This is a genomic window from Streptomyces sp. Z423-1 (assembly GCF_013009255.1).
Taxonomy (GTDB): domain Bacteria; phylum Actinomycetota; class Actinomycetes; order Streptomycetales; family Streptomycetaceae; genus Streptomyces; species Streptomyces gossypiisoli.
On sequence record NZ_CP053109.1, the window covers coordinates 8,938,838 to 8,955,464 of the forward strand.

17 protein-coding genes are annotated in these 16,627 nt (G+C 71.6%); 4 read left to right on the plus strand and 13 right to left on the minus strand.

Features of this window, described 5'->3' with window-relative positions:
- Positions 1 to 30: 30 nt before the first annotated feature.
- Genes nrfD through HJD23_RS40725 form a run of 3 tightly spaced genes read right to left on the minus strand, consistent with a single transcriptional unit; the run spans position 31 to position 3,711 of the window.
- Entirely contained in the window at positions 31 to 1,083 is a 1,053-nt protein-coding gene (gene nrfD, locus HJD23_RS40715; protein ID WP_171113908.1) for an NrfD/PsrC family molybdoenzyme membrane anchor subunit, read from the minus strand.
- Positions 1,080 to 2,132: a 4Fe-4S dicluster domain-containing protein gene (locus HJD23_RS40720; RefSeq protein WP_240980933.1), complete on the minus strand. Its 1,053-nt coding sequence runs from the start codon at positions 2,130 to 2,132 to the stop codon at positions 1,080 to 1,082. Before HJD23_RS40720 ends, nrfD begins: the two co-directional genes overlap by 4 nt.
- Positions 2,133 to 2,148: 16 nt before the next feature.
- Positions 2,149 to 3,711, minus strand: a complete 1,563-nt coding sequence (locus HJD23_RS40725) for a cytochrome b (RefSeq protein ID WP_171118732.1) — start codon at positions 3,709 to 3,711, stop codon at positions 2,149 to 2,151.
- 388 nt (positions 3,712 to 4,099) lie between these two features.
- Here HJD23_RS40725 and HJD23_RS40730 point away from each other — a divergent pair, with 388 nt between their 5' ends.
- Together HJD23_RS40730 and HJD23_RS40735 are read left to right on the plus strand one after the other, a co-directional pair.
- Positions 4,100 to 5,872, plus strand: coding sequence for a thiamine pyrophosphate-binding protein (locus HJD23_RS40730; protein ID WP_171113909.1), 1,773 nt, complete (start codon positions 4,100 to 4,102; stop codon positions 5,870 to 5,872).
- A gap of 107 nt (positions 5,873 to 5,979) precedes the next feature.
- The gene (locus HJD23_RS40735) at positions 5,980 to 6,408 is read left to right on the plus strand and encodes a phage holin family protein (protein WP_171113910.1); all 429 of its coding nucleotides are present in this window, start codon (positions 5,980 to 5,982) and stop codon (positions 6,406 to 6,408) included.
- A gap of 90 nt (positions 6,409 to 6,498) precedes the next feature.
- Here the strand turns inward: HJD23_RS40735 and hypA are convergent, their stop codons facing one another.
- The 9 genes from hypA to HJD23_RS40780 all read right to left on the minus strand — a co-directional run bounded on the left by hypA (position 6,499) and on the right by HJD23_RS40780 (position 13,695).
- Complete coding sequence (hypA, locus tag HJD23_RS40740; RefSeq protein ID WP_171113911.1) at positions 6,499 to 6,846, minus strand: hydrogenase maturation nickel metallochaperone HypA; 348 nt, start codon at positions 6,844 to 6,846, stop codon at positions 6,499 to 6,501.
- 7 nt (positions 6,847 to 6,853) lie between these two features.
- Positions 6,854 to 7,003 (minus strand): hypothetical protein, encoded by a 150-nt coding sequence (locus HJD23_RS40745; protein ID WP_171111899.1) that lies wholly within the window; start codon positions 7,001 to 7,003, stop codon positions 6,854 to 6,856.
- 57 nt (positions 7,004 to 7,060) lie between these two features.
- Positions 7,061 to 7,267, minus strand: a complete 207-nt coding sequence (locus HJD23_RS40750) for a hypothetical protein (RefSeq protein WP_171113912.1) — start codon at positions 7,265 to 7,267, stop codon at positions 7,061 to 7,063.
- 22 nt (positions 7,268 to 7,289) lie between these two features.
- Positions 7,290 to 7,886: a DUF5947 family protein gene (locus HJD23_RS40755; protein ID WP_171113913.1), complete on the minus strand. Its 597-nt coding sequence runs from the start codon at positions 7,884 to 7,886 to the stop codon at positions 7,290 to 7,292.
- Positions 7,883 to 8,491 carry a NifU family protein gene (locus HJD23_RS40760; protein WP_232108237.1) on the minus strand — a complete coding sequence of 203 codons (609 nt, stop codon included), beginning with the start codon at positions 8,489 to 8,491 and terminating at the stop codon, positions 7,883 to 7,885. The genes HJD23_RS40755 and HJD23_RS40760 overlap by 4 nt, the downstream gene beginning before the upstream one ends.
- Entirely contained in the window at positions 8,484 to 10,283 is a 1,800-nt protein-coding gene (locus tag HJD23_RS40765) for a nickel-dependent hydrogenase large subunit (RefSeq protein ID WP_171113915.1), read from the minus strand. Before HJD23_RS40765 ends, HJD23_RS40760 begins: the two co-directional genes overlap by 8 nt.
- Before the next feature lie 73 nt (positions 10,284 to 10,356).
- Positions 10,357 to 11,445, minus strand: a complete 1,089-nt coding sequence (locus tag HJD23_RS40770) for a hydrogenase expression protein HypE (RefSeq protein WP_171113916.1) — start codon at positions 11,443 to 11,445, stop codon at positions 10,357 to 10,359.
- Entirely contained in the window at positions 11,442 to 11,987 is a 546-nt protein-coding gene (locus tag HJD23_RS40775) for a hemerythrin domain-containing protein (RefSeq protein WP_171113917.1), read from the minus strand. Before HJD23_RS40775 ends, HJD23_RS40770 begins: the two co-directional genes overlap by 4 nt.
- Positions 11,974 to 13,695: a hypothetical protein gene (locus HJD23_RS40780; protein ID WP_232108238.1), complete on the minus strand. Its 1,722-nt coding sequence runs from the start codon at positions 13,693 to 13,695 to the stop codon at positions 11,974 to 11,976. Before HJD23_RS40780 ends, HJD23_RS40775 begins: the two co-directional genes overlap by 14 nt.
- 208 nt (positions 13,696 to 13,903) lie before the next feature.
- On the opposite strand from HJD23_RS40780, the gene HJD23_RS40785 reads away from it, so the two are divergent.
- Positions 13,904 to 14,395, plus strand: a complete 492-nt coding sequence (locus tag HJD23_RS40785) for a hypothetical protein (protein WP_171113918.1) — start codon at positions 13,904 to 13,906, stop codon at positions 14,393 to 14,395.
- Positions 14,396 to 14,557: 162 nt separating this feature from the next.
- Here the strand turns inward: HJD23_RS40785 and HJD23_RS40790 are convergent, their stop codons facing one another.
- Positions 14,558 to 15,421, minus strand: coding sequence for a UbiA family prenyltransferase (locus tag HJD23_RS40790; protein WP_240980934.1), 864 nt, complete (start codon positions 15,419 to 15,421; stop codon positions 14,558 to 14,560).
- 46 nt (positions 15,422 to 15,467) lie between these two features.
- Here HJD23_RS40790 and HJD23_RS40795 point away from each other — a divergent pair, with 46 nt between their 5' ends.
- Positions 15,468 to 16,619, plus strand: a complete 1,152-nt coding sequence (locus HJD23_RS40795; RefSeq protein WP_171113919.1) for a 3-oxoacyl-[acyl-carrier-protein] synthase III C-terminal domain-containing protein — start codon at positions 15,468 to 15,470, stop codon at positions 16,617 to 16,619.
- Positions 16,620 to 16,627: the final 8 nt, after the last annotated feature.

Consider the following 16,627-nt stretch of genomic DNA (forward strand, 5'->3'; position numbering starts at 1 on the left):
CGAACGCACGCACTCAACCGGTCAGTGCGTTCAGTCACCGTCGGACCGGACCCGGGCCCGGTCCTCAAGGCGCTCCCGCTGCGGTACGACGGTGTACTTGGGGTCCTCCGCGGAGGCCACACCGGCGTGGAACACGCCGAAACGCAGGGCCGCCGAACCGGCCAGCAGGGCCGCACCGGCCGTCGCGGCGAGCAGTCGGGCGCGGCCGCCCGTGTGGCCCGGCCGGCCCGCGTACGTCGCCAGCACCGCACCGCCCGCCGTGAGCACCTCCGCCGACCGCAGCTGCCAGTGCTGCTTGCCCTTCTCGTACGGCTCGGCAGCCAGGCCCATGCGCCGCTTCATCAGCTGGAAAGCGCCCAGCTCCAGTCCCGCGCCGAGCACCGCCAGACGGCGTGCCGGTCCGGTCTGCCGGAACGGCGCGCAGGCCATGGCCAGCCCGGCGGCCGCGGTGGCGCCCGAACCCGCGAAGACGAACGGCATCTCGCGGTGCCCCTCGTGCCACGACGGCACCGCGGTGTCGGCCAACAGCACGGCGGTGTAGGTGGCGACCGCCGGGCCGAGCGCCGCGGCGCCCGCCGTGGCGGCGGCACCGACTATCCGGTGGCGGCCCGCGACGTCGGCGGCAGCGGCGGCCACCGTGAGCGGCGCGTAACCCGCCAGCAGCCACGATCCCAGGTTCATGGGGGAGGTGGGCTTGAAGATGCGGAGCATGTTGAGGAAGCGGGCGGGCCGTCCGAGGTCGTGCACGAGCGCGGCCAGGGACACCGAGATCGCTCCGGACGCGCCCAGTTTCGCCACGCGGGCCAGCCCCGGGCGGCCCGTGACCTGGCCACCTGCGGCCAGGAGTGAGGACGCCCCGGCGAGTCCGCCGAGGTAGAGGTAGCCCGCGATGTCCAGCGGCCGCCACGTCGGCTTGTTCAGGATCGGCTTGCCGTAGTACGAGGAGAACTCGGCGTCGGGCACCATCGCCCGCTCGCCGCGCCCGCGCCGCCGCCGTCGGCGCCCGGCAGAGGCTCCGGTGAGGGCCTCGCGTCCGGGGTGCGCGCCCTCCATCCCGTCGCGGGTGACGTCGGACCCGGTCATCGCGGCCTCCTGACGAAACTGAGGACGGCCATCGCAGCGAGCGACGCGGCGGCGGCCGCCGCGTGCCGCCACATGGCGGGCAGGTCGCGCGTGGTGACGACCGGGTCGGGCGGCAGGCCGTAGACCTCCGGTTCGTCCAGCAGCAGGAAGAACGCGCCGTCGCCGCCCACGCCGTCCTGAGGGTCCTCGCCGTACAGGCGCGCGTCCGTGACACCGGCCGCGTGCAGCTGCGCGACCCGGGCCGCCGCCCGCTCCCGCAGCTCGTCCAGCGGGCCGAACTGGATCGAGTCCGTGGGGCACGCCTTGGCGCAGGCCGGTTCCATGCCGACGCCGAGGCGGTCGTAGCACAGGGTGCACTTCCAGGCGCGCCCGTCGCCCCGGCGCTGGTCGATCACGCCGTACGGGCAGGCGGGCACGCAGTAGCCGCAGCCGTTGCAGATGTCCTCCTGGACGACGACCGTGCCGAACTCGGTGCGGAACAACGATCCGGTCGGGCACACGTCGAGGCAGCCCGCGTGTGTGCAGTGCTTGCACACGTCGGAGGACATCAGCCAGCGCAGCTCGGGGCGTCCGTCGGGCGCGACGGGCGAGATCGCTCCGGCCGGCGCGCCCGCGGGAGCGGAGCCGGGTTCGGGAGCCGTGGCGCCCGGGCCGGGGGAGGTGGGGGAGGTGCCGAGGTTCCCGGCGGCCGCGAAGACGTCGATGTCCTCGTGGCCGACGCCGGGTTCCTGACCGCCCAGCGGCTTGCGCTGTTCGATGAAGGCCACGTGCCGCCAGGTGCTGGCGCCGAGTCCCTGGGTGTTGTCGTAGGACATGCCGGTCAGTTCCAGGCCGTCCTCCGGGATCGCGTTCCACTCCTTGCACGCCACCTCGCACGCCTTGCAGCCGATGCACACGGAGGTGTCCGTGAAGAAGCCCACGCGGGCCGGGGCGTCGGTGTACCCGGCCGCTCCTGCCACGTCGGGCTGCGGGCCGAACAGCGCACTGCCCCGGACCGGATCCTCGCCCGGCCCGGCCGCTGCCGTCGGCGCGTCGGTGTCATCGGTCATGCCCTGACCTCCTCGGTCACGTGTCGTCGGCCTCCTCCGCCGCACCGGGGGCGGCCCGCACCAGCTCGACGCGGTGCCGCTGCCAGTCGGTGGCCGGCAGTTCCACCCGTTTGCCGAAGTACCACCGGCTGAGCGCGTTGCGGATGCGGTGCTTGCGGAACCAGCGCCACACCTCCGTGCCGTGTGCCCGCGGCCGTGGCTCGTCACGCACGAGGATGCGGTAGACCTCGGCCGGCGGCAGCAGCGTCCGTGCCTGCTGGTAGCCGCCGTCCGCGGTCTGCCGTACCTCTCCGGCCGCCTGACCTTCCAGCAGGCGTCGGCGGTCGGCCGCCTGCAGCCCCAGGCAGGCCCGTTTGGTGGCGTGGTAGGCGAGGAACGGCAGCACGAACAGGGCGGTGCGGAAGGTGTACGTCACCAGTTCCAGCGGGATCTTGAACACGTACGCGATGACGTCCTGTCCGCCGGCCATGAGCAGCACGGCGTAGGCGGCGACGGCGGCGACGCCCAGGGCGGTGCGGGTGGGCTGGTTGCGGGGGCGGTCGCACAGGTGCTGTTCGGGTGCGGGGCCGGTGATCCACCGTTCGAAGTAGGGATAGCTGTAGAGGATCAGGAACAAGGTGACGGGCAGCACCACGCCCGGCAGGAAGACGTCCCACACGACGGTGTGCCCGGCGACGCTGGTCTCCGCGGCGGGCATCAGGCGCAGGGCGCCCTCCAGGAAGCCCACGTACCAGTCGGGCTGGGAGTCGATGGAGACCTGGTCGGGGCGGTAGGGGCCGAACGCCCAGATCGGGTTGATCTGCAGCAGGGCCGCAAGCAGGGTCAGCACGCCCGCCACGGTGAAGAACAGGCCGATGGACTTGGTGGTGTACTGCGGGTAGAGGGGCTTGCCGATCACGTTGCGGTTGGTCCGGCCGGGCCGGGCCCACTGGGTGTGCTTGTGATAGACGACGAACGTCAGGTGGACGGCGACGAGCGCCAGCAGCAGTCCCGGCACCAGCAGGATGTGGGCCACGTACAGGCGCGGGATGATCTCGTGCCCGGGGTATTCGCCGCCGAAGACGAAGAACGACAGATAGGTGCCGACAACGGGGATCGACAGCACGATGCCCTGGGCCGTGCGCAAGCCGGTCCCGGAGAGCAGGTCGTCGGGGAGCGAGTAGCCGCAGAAGCCCTCCAGGACGGCCAGCATGAACAGCGTCACGCCGATCGTCCAGTTCACTTCGCGGGGGCGCCGGAAGGCGCCGGTGAAGAAGATCCGCAGTAGGTGCACGCCGATCGCGGCGACGAACACCAGGGCGCCCCAGTGGTGGATCTGCCGGATCAGCAGACCGCCGCGCACATCGAAGCTGATGTGCATGACCGAGGCGTAGGCCTCCGACATCAGCACGCCCTGCAGGGGCTCGTACGAACCGGTGTACGGCTGTTTCGCCATGGAGGGGTGGAAGAACAAGGCCAGGAAGACGCCTGTCAGCACCAGGACGAGCAGGCTGTACAGGGCGATCTCGCCCAGCAGGAACGACCAGTGGTCGGGGAACGCCTTGCGCAGGAACTCCTTGCCCGCCTGACTGGCCGGCATGCGCTTGTCGAGCGCGGTCACCAGCCGCTCACCACGCGCGGTGGACCGGCGCGGTCCGTCCTCGTCAGCCACCGCCACGGTGCGTTCGCCCTCCTGCCGCCCGTTGCGGCGACTGCGTCGCGTGACCAGTCGCCGACTGTCCGTTTTCGAGCCTGCCACGGGTGCCCCGGTCATGCGCGGCTGAAACGGCGTCGGAGGGACGGACGGGGGCGGAGGGCGGCGGGTGAGGCGGGGTGTGCGCCGCCGGTCGTCGGCCGCGTGCGACAGCGATCACGTTTCTGTTTGTGGCGCGGGCCGCTCTATTTGTGGCGCGGACCGCTCTGTTTGTGGCGCGGACCGCGGGCTACCCGGTCGTACGACTGTCGGGCCCACGGCGCGGGAGGTCCAGGTGGCCAGCGTCTCTCAGTTCCTTGCGGCACGTCTGCGGGCTTGGGATGTGGACCGGGTGTTCGGCCTCCCCGGGCGGGACGTGGACGCCCTCGTCACCGCTCTGACCGAGGGAAGTGAGACACCGGAGTTCGTGCACGTGCGGCACGAGGAGTCGGCCGCCCTGATGGCCTGCGCCCACGCCAAGCTGACCGGACGGGTGGGCTGCTGCCTCGCTTCGTCCGGCTCCGGCGCACTGCATCTCCTCAGCGGTCTGTACGACGCGGCACTGGACCGCTGGCCGGTGGTGGCCGTGGTCGGCCAGGAATCGCCGCCCCCGGCGGGCGGTCGGCGGTCGGCCATCCGGACGCACCACCACTTCGCCGAGGTGTCCGTGTACTGCGAGCCGGTCTCCGACCCGACCGTGGTGGGGGGCGCGCTGGACCGTGCCTTTGAAGCCGCGCTGTCCGAGCGGGGCGTGGCCACGCTGATCGTTCCCAGCTCTGTTCTTGAGGCTCGTGCGCCTCGGGGCCTGGGCGCGGACGAAGTCGCTCCCGTGCGCCCTTCCCCGCCGCCGCGATCGCCGGAGCAGCGGGACCTACGCCGTGCGGCCGACGTCCTGAACGCGGGCAGCAGGGTCGCGGTCGTCGTGGGCCCGGGCGCCGCGCGGGCATCCGGCCACGTCGTGGGCGTTGCCGAGCTTCTCGCCGCCGGCGTCGCCAAGACGTCGCCGGCCCGGGACGTCCTCCCCGACGACCTGCCCTACGTCGCGGGCGTGGCGGGCCCCTTCGGCAGTGCGGTCGCCGCCGCCCTGGTTCGCGACTGCGACACCTTGCTGCTGATCGGCGCCGAGGACTTCGACATCGGCCCGGTGCCCGAGTCCGGTGCGCGTCGGATCGTCACCGTGGACGCCGACGCCGAGTCCTCCCCGGAGGGCGGTGACGCGGCCCCCGACGTGCGGCTGACCGGCGACGTCGCCACGACGCTGGAGATGCTCATCCCTCTGCTGCACCGCAAGTCCGGCCGTGGCTGGCGCACGAACGTCGAGCGCGCCATCCGGGCATGGCATGCCGAGGGCCACGCGAAGGCCCACCGGTTCTTCGGTATGGCGATCAACCCCCGCTCCGTGGTCGCCGAGCTGTCCGCCAGGCTGCCGGACCGCTCCGTCGTCGTCACCGATTCCGGCTCCGCCCTCGACTGGTGGAGCCGTCACCTGGAACTGCGCAACGCAATGCGCTCGATCCTGTCGGGACACCTGGCCACACCCGGAGCGGCCGTTCCCTACGCCGTGGCCGCCCGTCTGGCCTTCCCCGAACGGCCGGTGATCGCCCTGGTCGGCGACGGAGCCCTGCAAGCGGGCGGCATGAACGAGCTGATCACCGTGCGGCGGCACCTCGAACGGTTCGCCGCCCTGCCACCGACGATCTTCTGCGTCTTCAACAACGAGGACCTCAGCCGGCTCACCTGGGAGCGCCGGAAAGCGGCCGGGGACCCGCGCATCCCGGAGACCGGCGAGGTCCCCGCCGTGTCGTACACGGAGTACGCCCGGCTGCTCGGCCTGCCCGGTGTCCGCTGCGACCGGCCGGCGCAGGTGGCTGCCGCCTGGGAGGACGCGCTGGCCGGGCGCGGGCCGATGCTGCTGGAGTTCATGGTGGACGGGGACACGCCACCGGACTGGGCGGAGCCCGACGGCTCGGTGGGCGCCCGGGGGCCGTCGCTCAGGCTTCGTGCCGGTGGTTCCTTGCGGCGGAGGATCAGCGCGGCGATCGGTGGCGTGTTCGGCCTGAGCCGGTGATCTCCACCGGGTGATAAGGAGCCCGCTGCCTGGGTACTGCGTGTGGTCCGGAGTCGGTCATCGCGAGGCCGGCGGTGGGTTTTGACAACGGCAGGCAGGAGACGGCGATGCACACCCGAGGTGACGAGTCCGAGTCGGCAGGGGGCCGCATGGGCGATGCCGCGGCCCGGCTGGCGGAGGACACCGCTGAACTGGCCCGGCGGGAGGTCAGGGCGATCCAGGACGAGGCCGTGACCGCGCTCAGGCGGTTCGGCGCGGGCGGACTGTTGCTCGCGGGCGCGGGCACCTGCGGTGTGCTCGCCCTGTGGGCGGCGCACGAGACGCTGCTGCGGGCTGTCGAGTCCGTACTGCCGAGGGAGAAGGCGGCGGTGGCGCTGACGTGCGCGTACGCCGGTGGCGCCGCGGCCCTCGGCATGGCGGCCCGCAACCGGATCCGCGCCGGGGCGCAGGCCACCGCCGGGGCCATGGAGAAAGAGGCAGGGCAGCTGGAGCAGGAGCACGCGCCGATGCGAGGCGGGGAGGACGCCGGTTCCTGAGGCTTCCTGAGGCTTCCTGAGGGGAGGAACCGACCACTGCTGACGGCGACGCGGTCGCCCCACGTCGGCGCAACCGCTCCCCTCGGGCCCTCAGGCACTCGGTTCGATGCGGCAGATCTCCAGTTCCCGCCCACTTCGCAGCGTCGTCGAGGGGCGGTCGCAGGCCGGGCACCAGAAGAACGGGGGCATGCCCACCGGGAACTCCGCCGCGCACGGCTCGCACCAGGCGCGCGCGGGCACCGCCTCGACGACCAGCCGCGCGTCGGACAGGGCGGTGCCGTCGCGGGCCACCTCGAAGGCGAAGTCGAGGGCATCGGGGACCACACCCGACAGTTCGCCCACTCGGACGGTCACCGCCGCGACGGCGTCCGTCCCGTCCGCACGCGCCAGCTCGGCGGCCCGGTCAACGATCGCGGTCGCGATCGACAGCTCGTGCACCGTCGGCTCAGCGCGGGTGCCGGGAACCGGCGTGGAAACCGGCCATCCGCCAGATCCGCACCTCGCGTACCGCTCCCGGGAACTCCTTGACCAGCAGTGCCAGGAGCGCTCCGCCCACCAGCACCGCCTCCGCCATCAGGATCCGTCTGGCCGTCATCGCCGCTCCCTGCTCGCTCGTAACCTGTGCCATTTCTGCCGACGCTCGACCGGTTCCTCATCCGGGGGAGATGCTCGGCATGATCTTCATGATCGCGTTGTGTCGCTTCCAGTGGATCCCGGTGGACCGGCGCGCGTCGGCGGTGCCGTCCTTGTGGTGTCCGGGCTGGTGGTGGTACGGGCCCTTGTTGCCCTGGTGGATGCCGTGGACGTGGGTGGGCGTGTCCGGTTTCACCTGGGGTTTGCCGACCTTGATGCTGCCCATGCCGTTCTCCTCTCCCGCGGCGCTACGGCCGCTCGGTCAGTTCGGCGAAGAACTGCTCGACGGCGGGCCAGACCCGGCCCCCGCCGGACAGCCCCCGCCACTCCCGGCGTACGAGGGCGACCAGCCGGAAGCAGTCGTCGAGCGGCACGATCCAGTGCTGGCGCTGGGACCACGCGGTGTTCACCAGCAGTGCTTCCACCTCGGGTTCCACGCCGGCCAGCTCTCGACACTTCGTCACCGTCTGCTGCCAGGCGTCCGCGTCCACCTCCCAGCGGGTGGCACCGGCCGGGCTCGGGTAGTGCGCCGTCACGGTGCCATCCGTCCGGGGCACGAAGAACGCGAGACCGACGGGGACCCCGAGCGGTCCCGTCTCGATCTCCGGCAGCCTCACACGCCGCTGCGGAATCAGCCGGTAGTGGCCGTCGCCCGCCCTGTCCTCCACGAAGAGCACCGAGCACGCACGGCAGGCGCAGAGCGCCTCCGCGCGGTTCGTGTCGTACAGATGCCGGTGGCCGGCGGCGATCGGCGCGCCGCACAGGTCGCAGCGTTCCTCGGCGTCGCCGGTGCGCCGGTCGGCGGACGCGCGGATCATCCGGCTCAGAGCGCCGCCGACGGTCACGGTGCCCCCTGCGGCTGGGCAGGTCGGCGCAGCACCGTGTCCAGGGGGACGAACGCGGCCTTCGCGGACTCCGGCTCCGGCACCGGCTCGACGGCGGTCAGCTCGGGCGCCGCGGCGAGGACCGCCTCCCGAACGGCCTCCTCGAACCCGGCGGACGCCGACCCGCACCCGGACCCGCACCCGGGGGTGCGAAGGCGGACCCGGGCGACCGGGCCCTCCACGCCTGCCAGTTCCGCATCACCGCCGCGCTCCTGGAGGGCGGGCCGGAGCCGCTCGACGGCCCGGGAGGCCCGGAGTTCGGGCGGCTCGGGGTGGATGTCGTGCAGCACCAGCAGGTGATCCAGCAACTCGTCGTCGGCCAGGCGTGCGCTCAGCGCGGGGTCCGCATGGTCCATCACCCGGGCCAGCGCCTCGCCGTAGACCTCGGTCAGCGCGCGGATCGCGTCGAGGGCCGCCTGAGCCATGGGACCGGGGGCGGTTTCGACCTTCTCCAGCACCTCGTCGATGCGGGCGAGACGCGCCATCACCGCGCCGTCGTCCAGCCGCGAGGGCAGACCGGTCCCCTCGGCCGGTTCCCCGCCGGCCGGGTGAACCGGCTCAGCCATGGGACGCCCCATAGGTGGGGGAGTGCAGCGTGGTGAGCGTCTTGCCCTTGCCCAGGTACATGTGGACTCCGCAGGGCAGGCACGGGTCGAAGCTGCGGACGGTGCGCATGATGTCGACGCCCTTGAAGTCCTCCGGCCCGTTCTCCTCGAAGATGGGCTGGCCCTGGACGGCGTCCTCGTACGGACCGGGGGTGCCGTAGCTGTCGCGGGGGCTGGCGTTCCACGGGGTCGGCGGGTACGGGTGATAGTTGGCGATCTTCTTGTTCTTGATCACCAGATGGTGGGAGAGGACCCCGCGCACCGCCTCGTGGAAGCCGCAGCCGATGGCCTCCTCGGGCACCTCGAAGTCCTCGTAGACCTTGGTCTTCCCGGCCCGCACCAGCTGCATGGCCTCCTCCAGGAACTGGAAGGCCATCGCGGCCGCGTAGGCGACGAAATAGGGCCGGGCGCGGTTCCGCTCGATGGTGTTGCTCCACTTGGGGATGTGCCACTCCAGAACGGTCTCCGGCAGCTTCTCGCTCTTGGGCAGCGAGATGCGCACGCTGTGCCCGGTGGCCTTGATGTACGGGGTGTCGACCAGGCCGTTCAGCGCCGTGGACCACATGCGGGCGAGCGGACCGCCGCCGGTGTCCAGGGCGAGGTGCTCACCGCTCTCCTTGTGGTACCAGCGCGGACTCATGACCCAGCTGTACTTGGCGTCGAACTCCCGCTTCTGCGGCACCGGTACTGTCGTCTGGTTCCAGGGGTGCCGCATGTCGACCGGGTTGCCGAGCGGGTCGTGAGTGACGAACGGCTCCTCGTTGACCCAGTCCTCGTAGTAGGAGCTGCCCAGCAGGATGCGCATCCCCAGGTTGATGTCGACCAGGTTGTTGGTGACCAGTTCGCCGTCGAGGACGATGCCGGGAGTGACGTACATCGCCTTGCCCCAGTCGTTCATGGTCTCGTAGCGGTAGTCGACCACGTCCGGGTTCTGGAAGGAGCCCCAGCAGCCGAGCATGATCCGGCGGCGGCCGACCTCCTCGTAGCCGGGCAGGGCCTCGTAGAAGAAGTCGAACACGTCGTCGTTCATCGCCACGGCCTGCTTGATGAAGTCGAGGACCTTCATCAGCCGGGACAGGTAGTCGGTGAACGTCGTCGGCTGCGGCATCGTGCCGACGCCGCCCGGGTACATCGTCGACGGGTGGACGTGGCGCCCCTCCATGAGGCAGAACATCTCGCGTGTGACCCGGCTGACCTTGAGGGCCTCCTTGTACACCTCGCCCTCGAAGGGGTTGAAGGCCCGCATGATGTCGGCGATGGTCCGGTAGCCGTGGATGTTCCCGCGGGGCGCCTCGGACTGCTCGGCCCGCGCCAGCACACTCGGGTTGGTGGCCTTGACCATCGCCTCGCAGAAGTCCACGAACACCAGGTTGTCCTGGAAGATCGTGTGGTCGAACATGTACTCGGCGGCCTCGCCCAGGTTGGTGATGTGCTCCGCCAGCGGCGGCGGCTTGATGCCGTAGGCCATCTGCTGCGCGTAGTTGGAGCAGGTGGTGTGGTTGTCGCCGCAGATGCCGCAGATGCGCGAGGTGATGAAGCCCGCGTCGCGTGGGTCCTTGCCCTTCATGAAGACGGAGTAGCCGCGGAACAGGGACGAGGTGCTGTGGCACTCCACGACTTCCCGGTTGGCGAAGTCGATCTTCGTGTAGATGCCGAGGTTCCCGATGATCCGGGTGATGGGGTCCCAGGACATGTCGACGAGCTGCGGAGGTCTCCGCTCGCCCGCCCGGGCCCGGTCCTCGGTTGTGGTCATGTGCGTTCCTGCCCTCGCTGCTCGCTGTGTTCGACGGTCGGTGGTGCGGGGTCCGTGGGGCACGGGGCCACGGTCACGGACGCCAGTGCGGGTCGTAGCCGGAGGTGAGGACCGGCTTGTTGTGGTGCCACTTGGGCTCGCGGTTGACCGCGATGTTGGTGATGCCGCGCAGGCGGCGGATGACCGCCCCGTAGGGCTTGATGAGGATCGACGACAGGCTCCCGCCGGCCGGCTCGTCCATGAACGGCATGAACGCGTCGGGAAAACCGGGCATCGTGCAGCCGATGCAGATGCCGCCGACGTTGGGACAGCCGCCGATGCCGGCCATCCAGCCGCGCTTGGGCACGTTGCAGTTCACCACGGGACCCCAGCAGCCCACCTTCACCTGGCACTTGGGGGAGTTGTAGTCCTTGGAGAAGTCGGCCTGCTCGTAGTACGCGGCCCGGTCGCAGCCCTCGTGCACGGTCTTGCCGAACAGCCACTGCGGGCGCAGCGTGTGGTCGAGCGGCGGTGCCGGGGCGGCCCCGGCCGCGTGGTACAGGACCCAGATCAGGGTCTCCATGAAGTTCTCCGGCTGGATGGGGCAGCCGGGGACGTTGACGATGGGCAGGGCACCCTCCGACTTGAAGTCCCAGCCGAGGTAGTCGGCCAGCCCCATGCAGCCCGTCGGGTTGCCCGCCATCGCGTGGATGCCGCCGTACGTGGCACAGGTGCCGGCGGCGACCACCGCCCACGCCTTCGGGGCCAGCCGGTCGATCCACCAGTTGAGGGTGAGCGGTTGGCCGGTGTCCGGGTCGTTGCCGAACGACGTCCAGTAGCCCTCTCCCTGGATGATGTTCTGGTTCGGGATCGAGCCCTCGATGACGAGGATGAACGGCGAGAGCTCGCCGCGGATCGCCGCGCGGTACGGGGCCAGGAAGTCCTCGCCGCCGAGGCTGGGGGAGAGCACCTTGTTGTGCAGGTTCACCTTCGGCAGCCCGGGGACGAGGCCCTGGACGAGGTCCTCGATCGCCGGCTGGCCGGCCGCGGTGAGGGACACGGAGTCGCCGTCGCAGCTCATGCCCTCGGAGATCCACAGGATGGTGATCTCGTCGAAGCCGTTGCGCGCTTCGGCCCGGCTCGGTTCGGTGGCGACCTCATGGGTGCCGCTCGCGGTCGTCATGTCCTGGGCCTCCGCTGCAGTCGGTCCCTGAATCGGTCGTACGCCGCGGCCACCGGCCCGGCGAAGGCGAGCATGGGCGGCCGGTCCGGGGCGTGCGGGTGCGGGCGGGTCGGCGCCGTCTGCTTGGCCCTCCTGAGCATCCGCCCCAGCTCGTCGAGCCGCTGCTGGTCGACGGCCTCGCGCAGTCTCGGCATGAACTCGCCCTCCTCCTCACGCACGTGCTCCTCGACGTCGCGCCGAAGCCGCGCGATCAGCTCGTCGGTGCGCTCGTCGTCCTCGCCGAGCCGGTCCAGATCCGCGAGGGTCTCCTTGACGGCCATGTGCTCGCCGAGATGTTCGTCGACCAGCCGCTCGCCGTCCGGCAGGGACTTCCTGGCGAGGGGGTAGACCATGAGCTCCTCCAGCGCCGCGTGCTTGGACAGCTCACGGATCAGCAGCTCCACCACGGCGCGCCGCTGCGTGGGGGAGGCGGCCGAGTAGTAGTCGCGGAAGAGCTGCTCCACCATGCGATGGTCGTGCACCAGCACCTCAAGACCGTCCATCGGACCGTCCCTTCTCCGGCCCGTCGGCCAGGTGTCGGGGCCGCTCGTGCGGCCGCCGGGGCGGGTCGGGCGTCGTGGGCCGACCCGTGACGTCGAGGGGGTCGAGCGGCTCGAGTTCATCGGGCCGGAAGTAGTGGTAGCGGCCGTACCAGTCGTGCAGCTCCGCCGCGGGATCGTCGTCGATCGTGACGGCGAGGTACACGCCGCCGTCCACGTCGTGGAACACCGCCGCGACCCGGGCGGTCCGCCCGGCCAGGAACATGTCCTGGGCGTCGGCCCCCCGGATGCGTGGCCGGAGCCGCACCCGGTGACCGCTCCCCACCGGCACGCCGTCGACAAGGACCGTGTCGGTGACCGGAGACGGACCGTCGTCGGCGCCCTCCTGCCACCACGTCGGCCGGTCGGCGTGGGCGGTGGCACCCGCCGCCGGGTCTCTCGGTGCGGTGGATGGATCCGTGCCTTCGGGACAAGGGGATACGGCCGGATGTGCAGCCGCAGTGGGGACGGCGGGCGGGGCGGGCACAAGGGAGCGGATGACGCCGTGCAGCCGGGAGAGGACCTCCGGGGGCATGGTCTCGACCCGGTCGAGGATCTCGGCGGCGCGGCGGTCGGTGGCGCGCGCCTCGCGCTTCTCCTCATCGGTGAGGAGCAGGGTGCGCAGGGTCAGGATCTCGTCGATCTCCGCAGCGTCGTGGAGGTCCCCCGGGCTCTCCGGTGCCACCTGCGGGTGGTCGGGAAGGATGATCGGTGCGGAGAGCACGGTCCTCCCGGTGTGCTGGGTCCCTTCACGTGTGGTCGTGGCTTCGCGCGTGGTCGGCTGGGTCTCGGCGTCGCGGGGGCGGAGCCCGGCTGAGGCCGATACGCCGCCGAGGACGGGGAACGTGAAGGCGTTGCGGCAGTCGCGGGCATGTCCCTCAAGGCCCGGAGGCGGATCGATGAGGGAGACGAACTCCACGCCTTCCCCGCCGATGAGCGTGTGTGTGGCGATCAGCGCGTGGCGCAGCGCCTCGTCGCGAGCGGCGCGCGGATCCGGTGCGGACCCCGTGTTCTCGGTGCGGATCCGGAGCTGGTAGACGTCCTTCTCGACCCGCTCGGCCCGGACGGTGCTGGTCGCGCCGACGGCCGCCCGCCGCCGTACCAACCGCCCGGTGCCCCCGGGGAGGGGCTCGATGTCCTCTCCGTCGGACGAGCCCACGGGGACGGTGTGCTCCTCCCGTACCAGTTCCTCCAGCGGAACGACGACGTCCTGTTCGTGCGGTACGGCCTCGGCGAACGTCAGGTGGATGGTTCCGTCGTCCGTACGCAGCGACTCGACGGGCCGGTACCGACCGTGCCGATCGGCCTCCTGCACCTGCTTGTGCTGCATCTGCAGGTACCGCACGCCCACCCGCACGAGCGCGTCGGGCCGCCGGCTGAGCAGCAGGCACTCGGTCCGCTGGTACCAGGAGTCGGCGGAACCGGAGATGCCGGGAGGGACGGGGCCGTCCTGCTCCACCCAGTTTCTCGGGAACAGCACGCCGAACTGCCACCGGACGCGGTTCTTGGGAGAGGAGCGTCGGTAGGGGTAGAGCAGATAGCCCTCGTACAGGACGGCGTCGGCGACGGCACGGAGTTGCGCCAGGGCGTTTGCGGAGTCGTCGGACGGCTCTCTCACGCCGATCTCGGCAGCAGCGCGTGGCATGCCGCTCCCCGCGAGAGCCTCCGTCATACCGCCTCCTCGGATCCGTACGCGGGTCATCCCTTCCACCACCGTCGCAGCGATCACGCATCCCCGCCCCCTGCGGTCCACCCCCCTTGCGCCGTCCGGGGGAGCGGGTGATGCGGTGCGGGGGAGCGGCTCCCGGCGGATGAAGAGCGGGTTCGGCTCCTCGATATGGGGTACTTCCGGCATATCGCCGGAAAAGAAGGTGAAAGCCGTGGCCAGATCGGACAGGACGTGGTCGTCGATCAGCCGCGCCGGGGCACGGGGCCTGGTGGCGGCCATGGCGATGACGGGCAGCCGCACGGTGGCGGCCGGTGTCGCTCCCGAGGAGAGGACGCCACCGGCGGCGATCGTGGAGAGGTATGCGCCGGCGCTGTTCTCGCGCCTGGACGAGCACCGCCGCGAGGCCGTGACCGAACTGCTCCACTGGGCGTACGGCGCCGGCGGAGGCGTGGTTTTCGGCCTGCTGCCCGCACGGATCCGTCGAACCCCCGGGACGGGCGCGGTCTACGGTTTGGCCGTCTGGCTGGGCTTCGAGATGGGAATCGCTCCCCTTCTCGGCATCGAACAGGCGAAGCGCCGGAAGGTGCTGTGGCGTGTCGAGATCGCACTCGACCATGTGTTGTACGGGGTGGTAGTGGCCGGCCGACTGGCCCCGGAACCGGCGATCGACGTAGACCGCTCGGACGGCGAGGACGACGGCTGACCGAAGGACAGGGCGGCTCGCGGCGCTGTTCCGGAATCAGCCGTGACGCCACTGCCGGCAGCGGTCCGGAAAGGGACCTTCGACGTCCTGCGGACCAATACACCTGGACGGTGCGCAGCACGGAGCCGTGCGGGCCGGGGACGGGCCGGTCTCGTCCCCTGGTCAGGCCATGTCCGATCCCCGCACCAGGAGTTGTGCCACAGCCATACCGGCGACCACGATCGCCGCCCGGAACGGCCACCGGCCGCGGCCCTTCGACGGGACGGCCGTGCCCGCGGCCGCGACGATCCCTGCCGCGGCCGCCAGCACCCAGTCCGAGGTCTTCGCCGCGCCGGGCGGCCCTGCGACGAGCACGCCCACGGCCGTCAGCATCACCATCGGGGCCAGCCACCGGCAGGCCGGACCGCCCAGCCGCTGCGGCAGCCCGCGCACACCGGTCGCGAGATCGTTCTCGATGTCCGGAAGGACGTTCACCAGGTGTGCTCCGACGCCCAGCAGCGCCCCCGCCGTCACCGCCCACCAGGCCGGCCAGGACGGTGACGGCAGACCGAGGGTGACGAAGGCCGGCAGCGAGCCGAAGCCCACGGCGTAGGGCAGCGGTGAGAGCACCGTGTGCTTCAACCGCAGGTTGTAGGTCCAGCCCGCGGCCACCATGCCTCCCAGGTGCGCCGCTCCCGCGGCGGCGCCGCTCAGCAGTGACAGCGGCACGCACAGTCCCAGCGCCGTCCCGGCCGCGACGGCCGCAGCGCGGGGCGGGAGTTCACCGGTGGCCACCGGCTTGTCGGCGCGCCCACAGGTCGCGTCGCGCTGCGCGTCGGCCGCGTCGTTGCACCAGCCGATCGAGAGCTGACCGGCCAGCACGGCCGCGGCCACCGCCGCCGACCCCGCCGGCCCGCAACCCGCCGCCACGGCCAGGGCGGTCACGAACACCGTCACGGCGAGCGCCGGCTCCAGATGGCAGGACCGCAACAACACGGGGACCCAGTGCGTCGTCCGCGAGAGGACCCCAGACGGGTGGAGAGACACCTGGGCAAGGTAGTCCAGCAGCCAGGGCAAGGAAGGCATTACGGACATGCGTGTCCCTGTGATCGTCAATCAGGTCCCCCACCCGCCCACCGCGTCCCGGACGACCGTGCCCTCCGCGGCGACGACGATCGCCGCCGTCCACACCGCGCTGCCGCCGCACCGCTACGCCCAGGACGACCTCACCGAGCCGATCGGCGACCTGTGTCTGCCCCCGGGCGCCGACCGGGCCGTGCTGCGCCGCCTGCACAGGTCCGCCGGTGTGCGCACGCGCCATCTCGCCCTGCCCATCGAGCGGTACGCCGCTCTCGGCGACTTCGGGCAGAGCAACGACGCGTGGCTGGCGGCGGGCCTCGAACTGGGCGAGGAAGCCCTCACCGGCGCGCTGAAGAAGGCGGGGCTGGGACCGTCCGACGTCGACCTGCTCGTGTGCGCATCCATCACCGGCGTCGCCACCCCGTCGCTCGACGCCCGGCTGGCCGGACGCATGGGACTGCGGCCCGACGTCAAGAGACTTCCGGTGTTCGGCCTGGGCTGCGTGGCGGGCGCCGCCGGACTGGCCCGCGTGCACGACTACCTACGGGGGCACCCCGACGATACCGCGGTGCTGCTCACCGTCGAACTGTGCTCGCTGACGCTCCAGCAGCGCGACGACTCCCGTGCCAACCTCGTCGCCGGTGCCCTGTTCAGTGACGGTGCGGCAGCGCTCGTCGCACACGGCGGTGGCAGCGGCGGCGGCAGCGGCAGCGCGGGACCGGACGCGGCCGGGCCCTCGGTGGTCGCCACCCGCAGTCACCTGTACCCGGACACCGAAAGGCTCCTCGGGTGGGACATCGGCGCCGGCGGATTCCGGGTCGTGATCGATGCCGGTGTTCCCGGCGTCGTGCGGGACCACTTCGGCCGACACGTGCGCGCCTTCCTGGCCGCGCACGGCCTCACCACCGACGACATCGGGACCTGGGTGTGCCACCCGGGAGGCCCCAGGATCCTCTCCGCCGTGACCGACTCCCTAGGCCTGCCCGGCGACGCGCTGGACTCCACGCGGCGGGCACTGGCGACGGTGGGGAACATGTCCTCCGTCTCCGTCCTGCACATCCTGCAGAACACCTGGGAATGCCGTCGGCCCGAACCCGGCACCTGGGGGCTGCTGATGGCGATGGGCCCGGGATTCTGTTCCGAACTCGTCCTGCTGCGCTGGTGAGTGGTCCT

What these genes read in the sequence shown, in the direction of transcription:
- HJD23_RS40780 (WP_232108238.1), bottom strand. Translation starts at nt 13,695, where the DNA reads ATGACGGAGGCTCTCGCGGGGAGCGGCATGCCACGCGCTGCTGCCGAG.
- HJD23_RS40765 (WP_171113915.1), bottom strand. Translation starts at nt 10,283, where the DNA reads ATGACCACAACCGAGGACCGGGCCCGGGCGGGCGAGCGGAGACCTCCG.
- HJD23_RS40735 (WP_171113910.1), top strand. Translation starts at nt 5,980, where the DNA reads ATGCACACCCGAGGTGACGAGTCCGAGTCGGCAGGGGGCCGCATGGGC.
- nrfD (WP_171113908.1), bottom strand. Translation starts at nt 1,083, where the DNA reads ATGACCGGGTCCGACGTCACCCGCGACGGGATGGAGGGCGCGCACCCC.
- HJD23_RS40775 (WP_171113917.1), bottom strand. Translation starts at nt 11,987, where the DNA reads ATGGACGGTCTTGAGGTGCTGGTGCACGACCATCGCATGGTGGAGCAG.
- HJD23_RS40725 (WP_171118732.1), bottom strand. Translation starts at nt 3,711, where the DNA reads ATGCCGGCCAGTCAGGCGGGCAAGGAGTTCCTGCGCAAGGCGTTCCCC.
- HJD23_RS40745 (WP_171111899.1), bottom strand. Translation starts at nt 7,003, where the DNA reads ATGACGGCCAGACGGATCCTGATGGCGGAGGCGGTGCTGGTGGGCGGA.
- HJD23_RS40760 (WP_232108237.1), bottom strand. Translation starts at nt 8,491, where the DNA reads ATGGCTGAGCCGGTTCACCCGGCCGGCGGGGAACCGGCCGAGGGGACC.
- HJD23_RS40750 (WP_171113912.1), bottom strand. Translation starts at nt 7,267, where the DNA reads ATGGGCAGCATCAAGGTCGGCAAACCCCAGGTGAAACCGGACACGCCC.
- HJD23_RS40795 (WP_171113919.1), top strand. Translation starts at nt 15,468, where the DNA reads ATGCGTGTCCCTGTGATCGTCAATCAGGTCCCCCACCCGCCCACCGCG.
- HJD23_RS40720 (WP_240980933.1), bottom strand. Translation starts at nt 2,132, where the DNA reads ATGACCGATGACACCGACGCGCCGACGGCAGCGGCCGGGCCGGGCGAG.
- HJD23_RS40770 (WP_171113916.1), bottom strand. Translation starts at nt 11,445, where the DNA reads ATGACGACCGCGAGCGGCACCCATGAGGTCGCCACCGAACCGAGCCGG.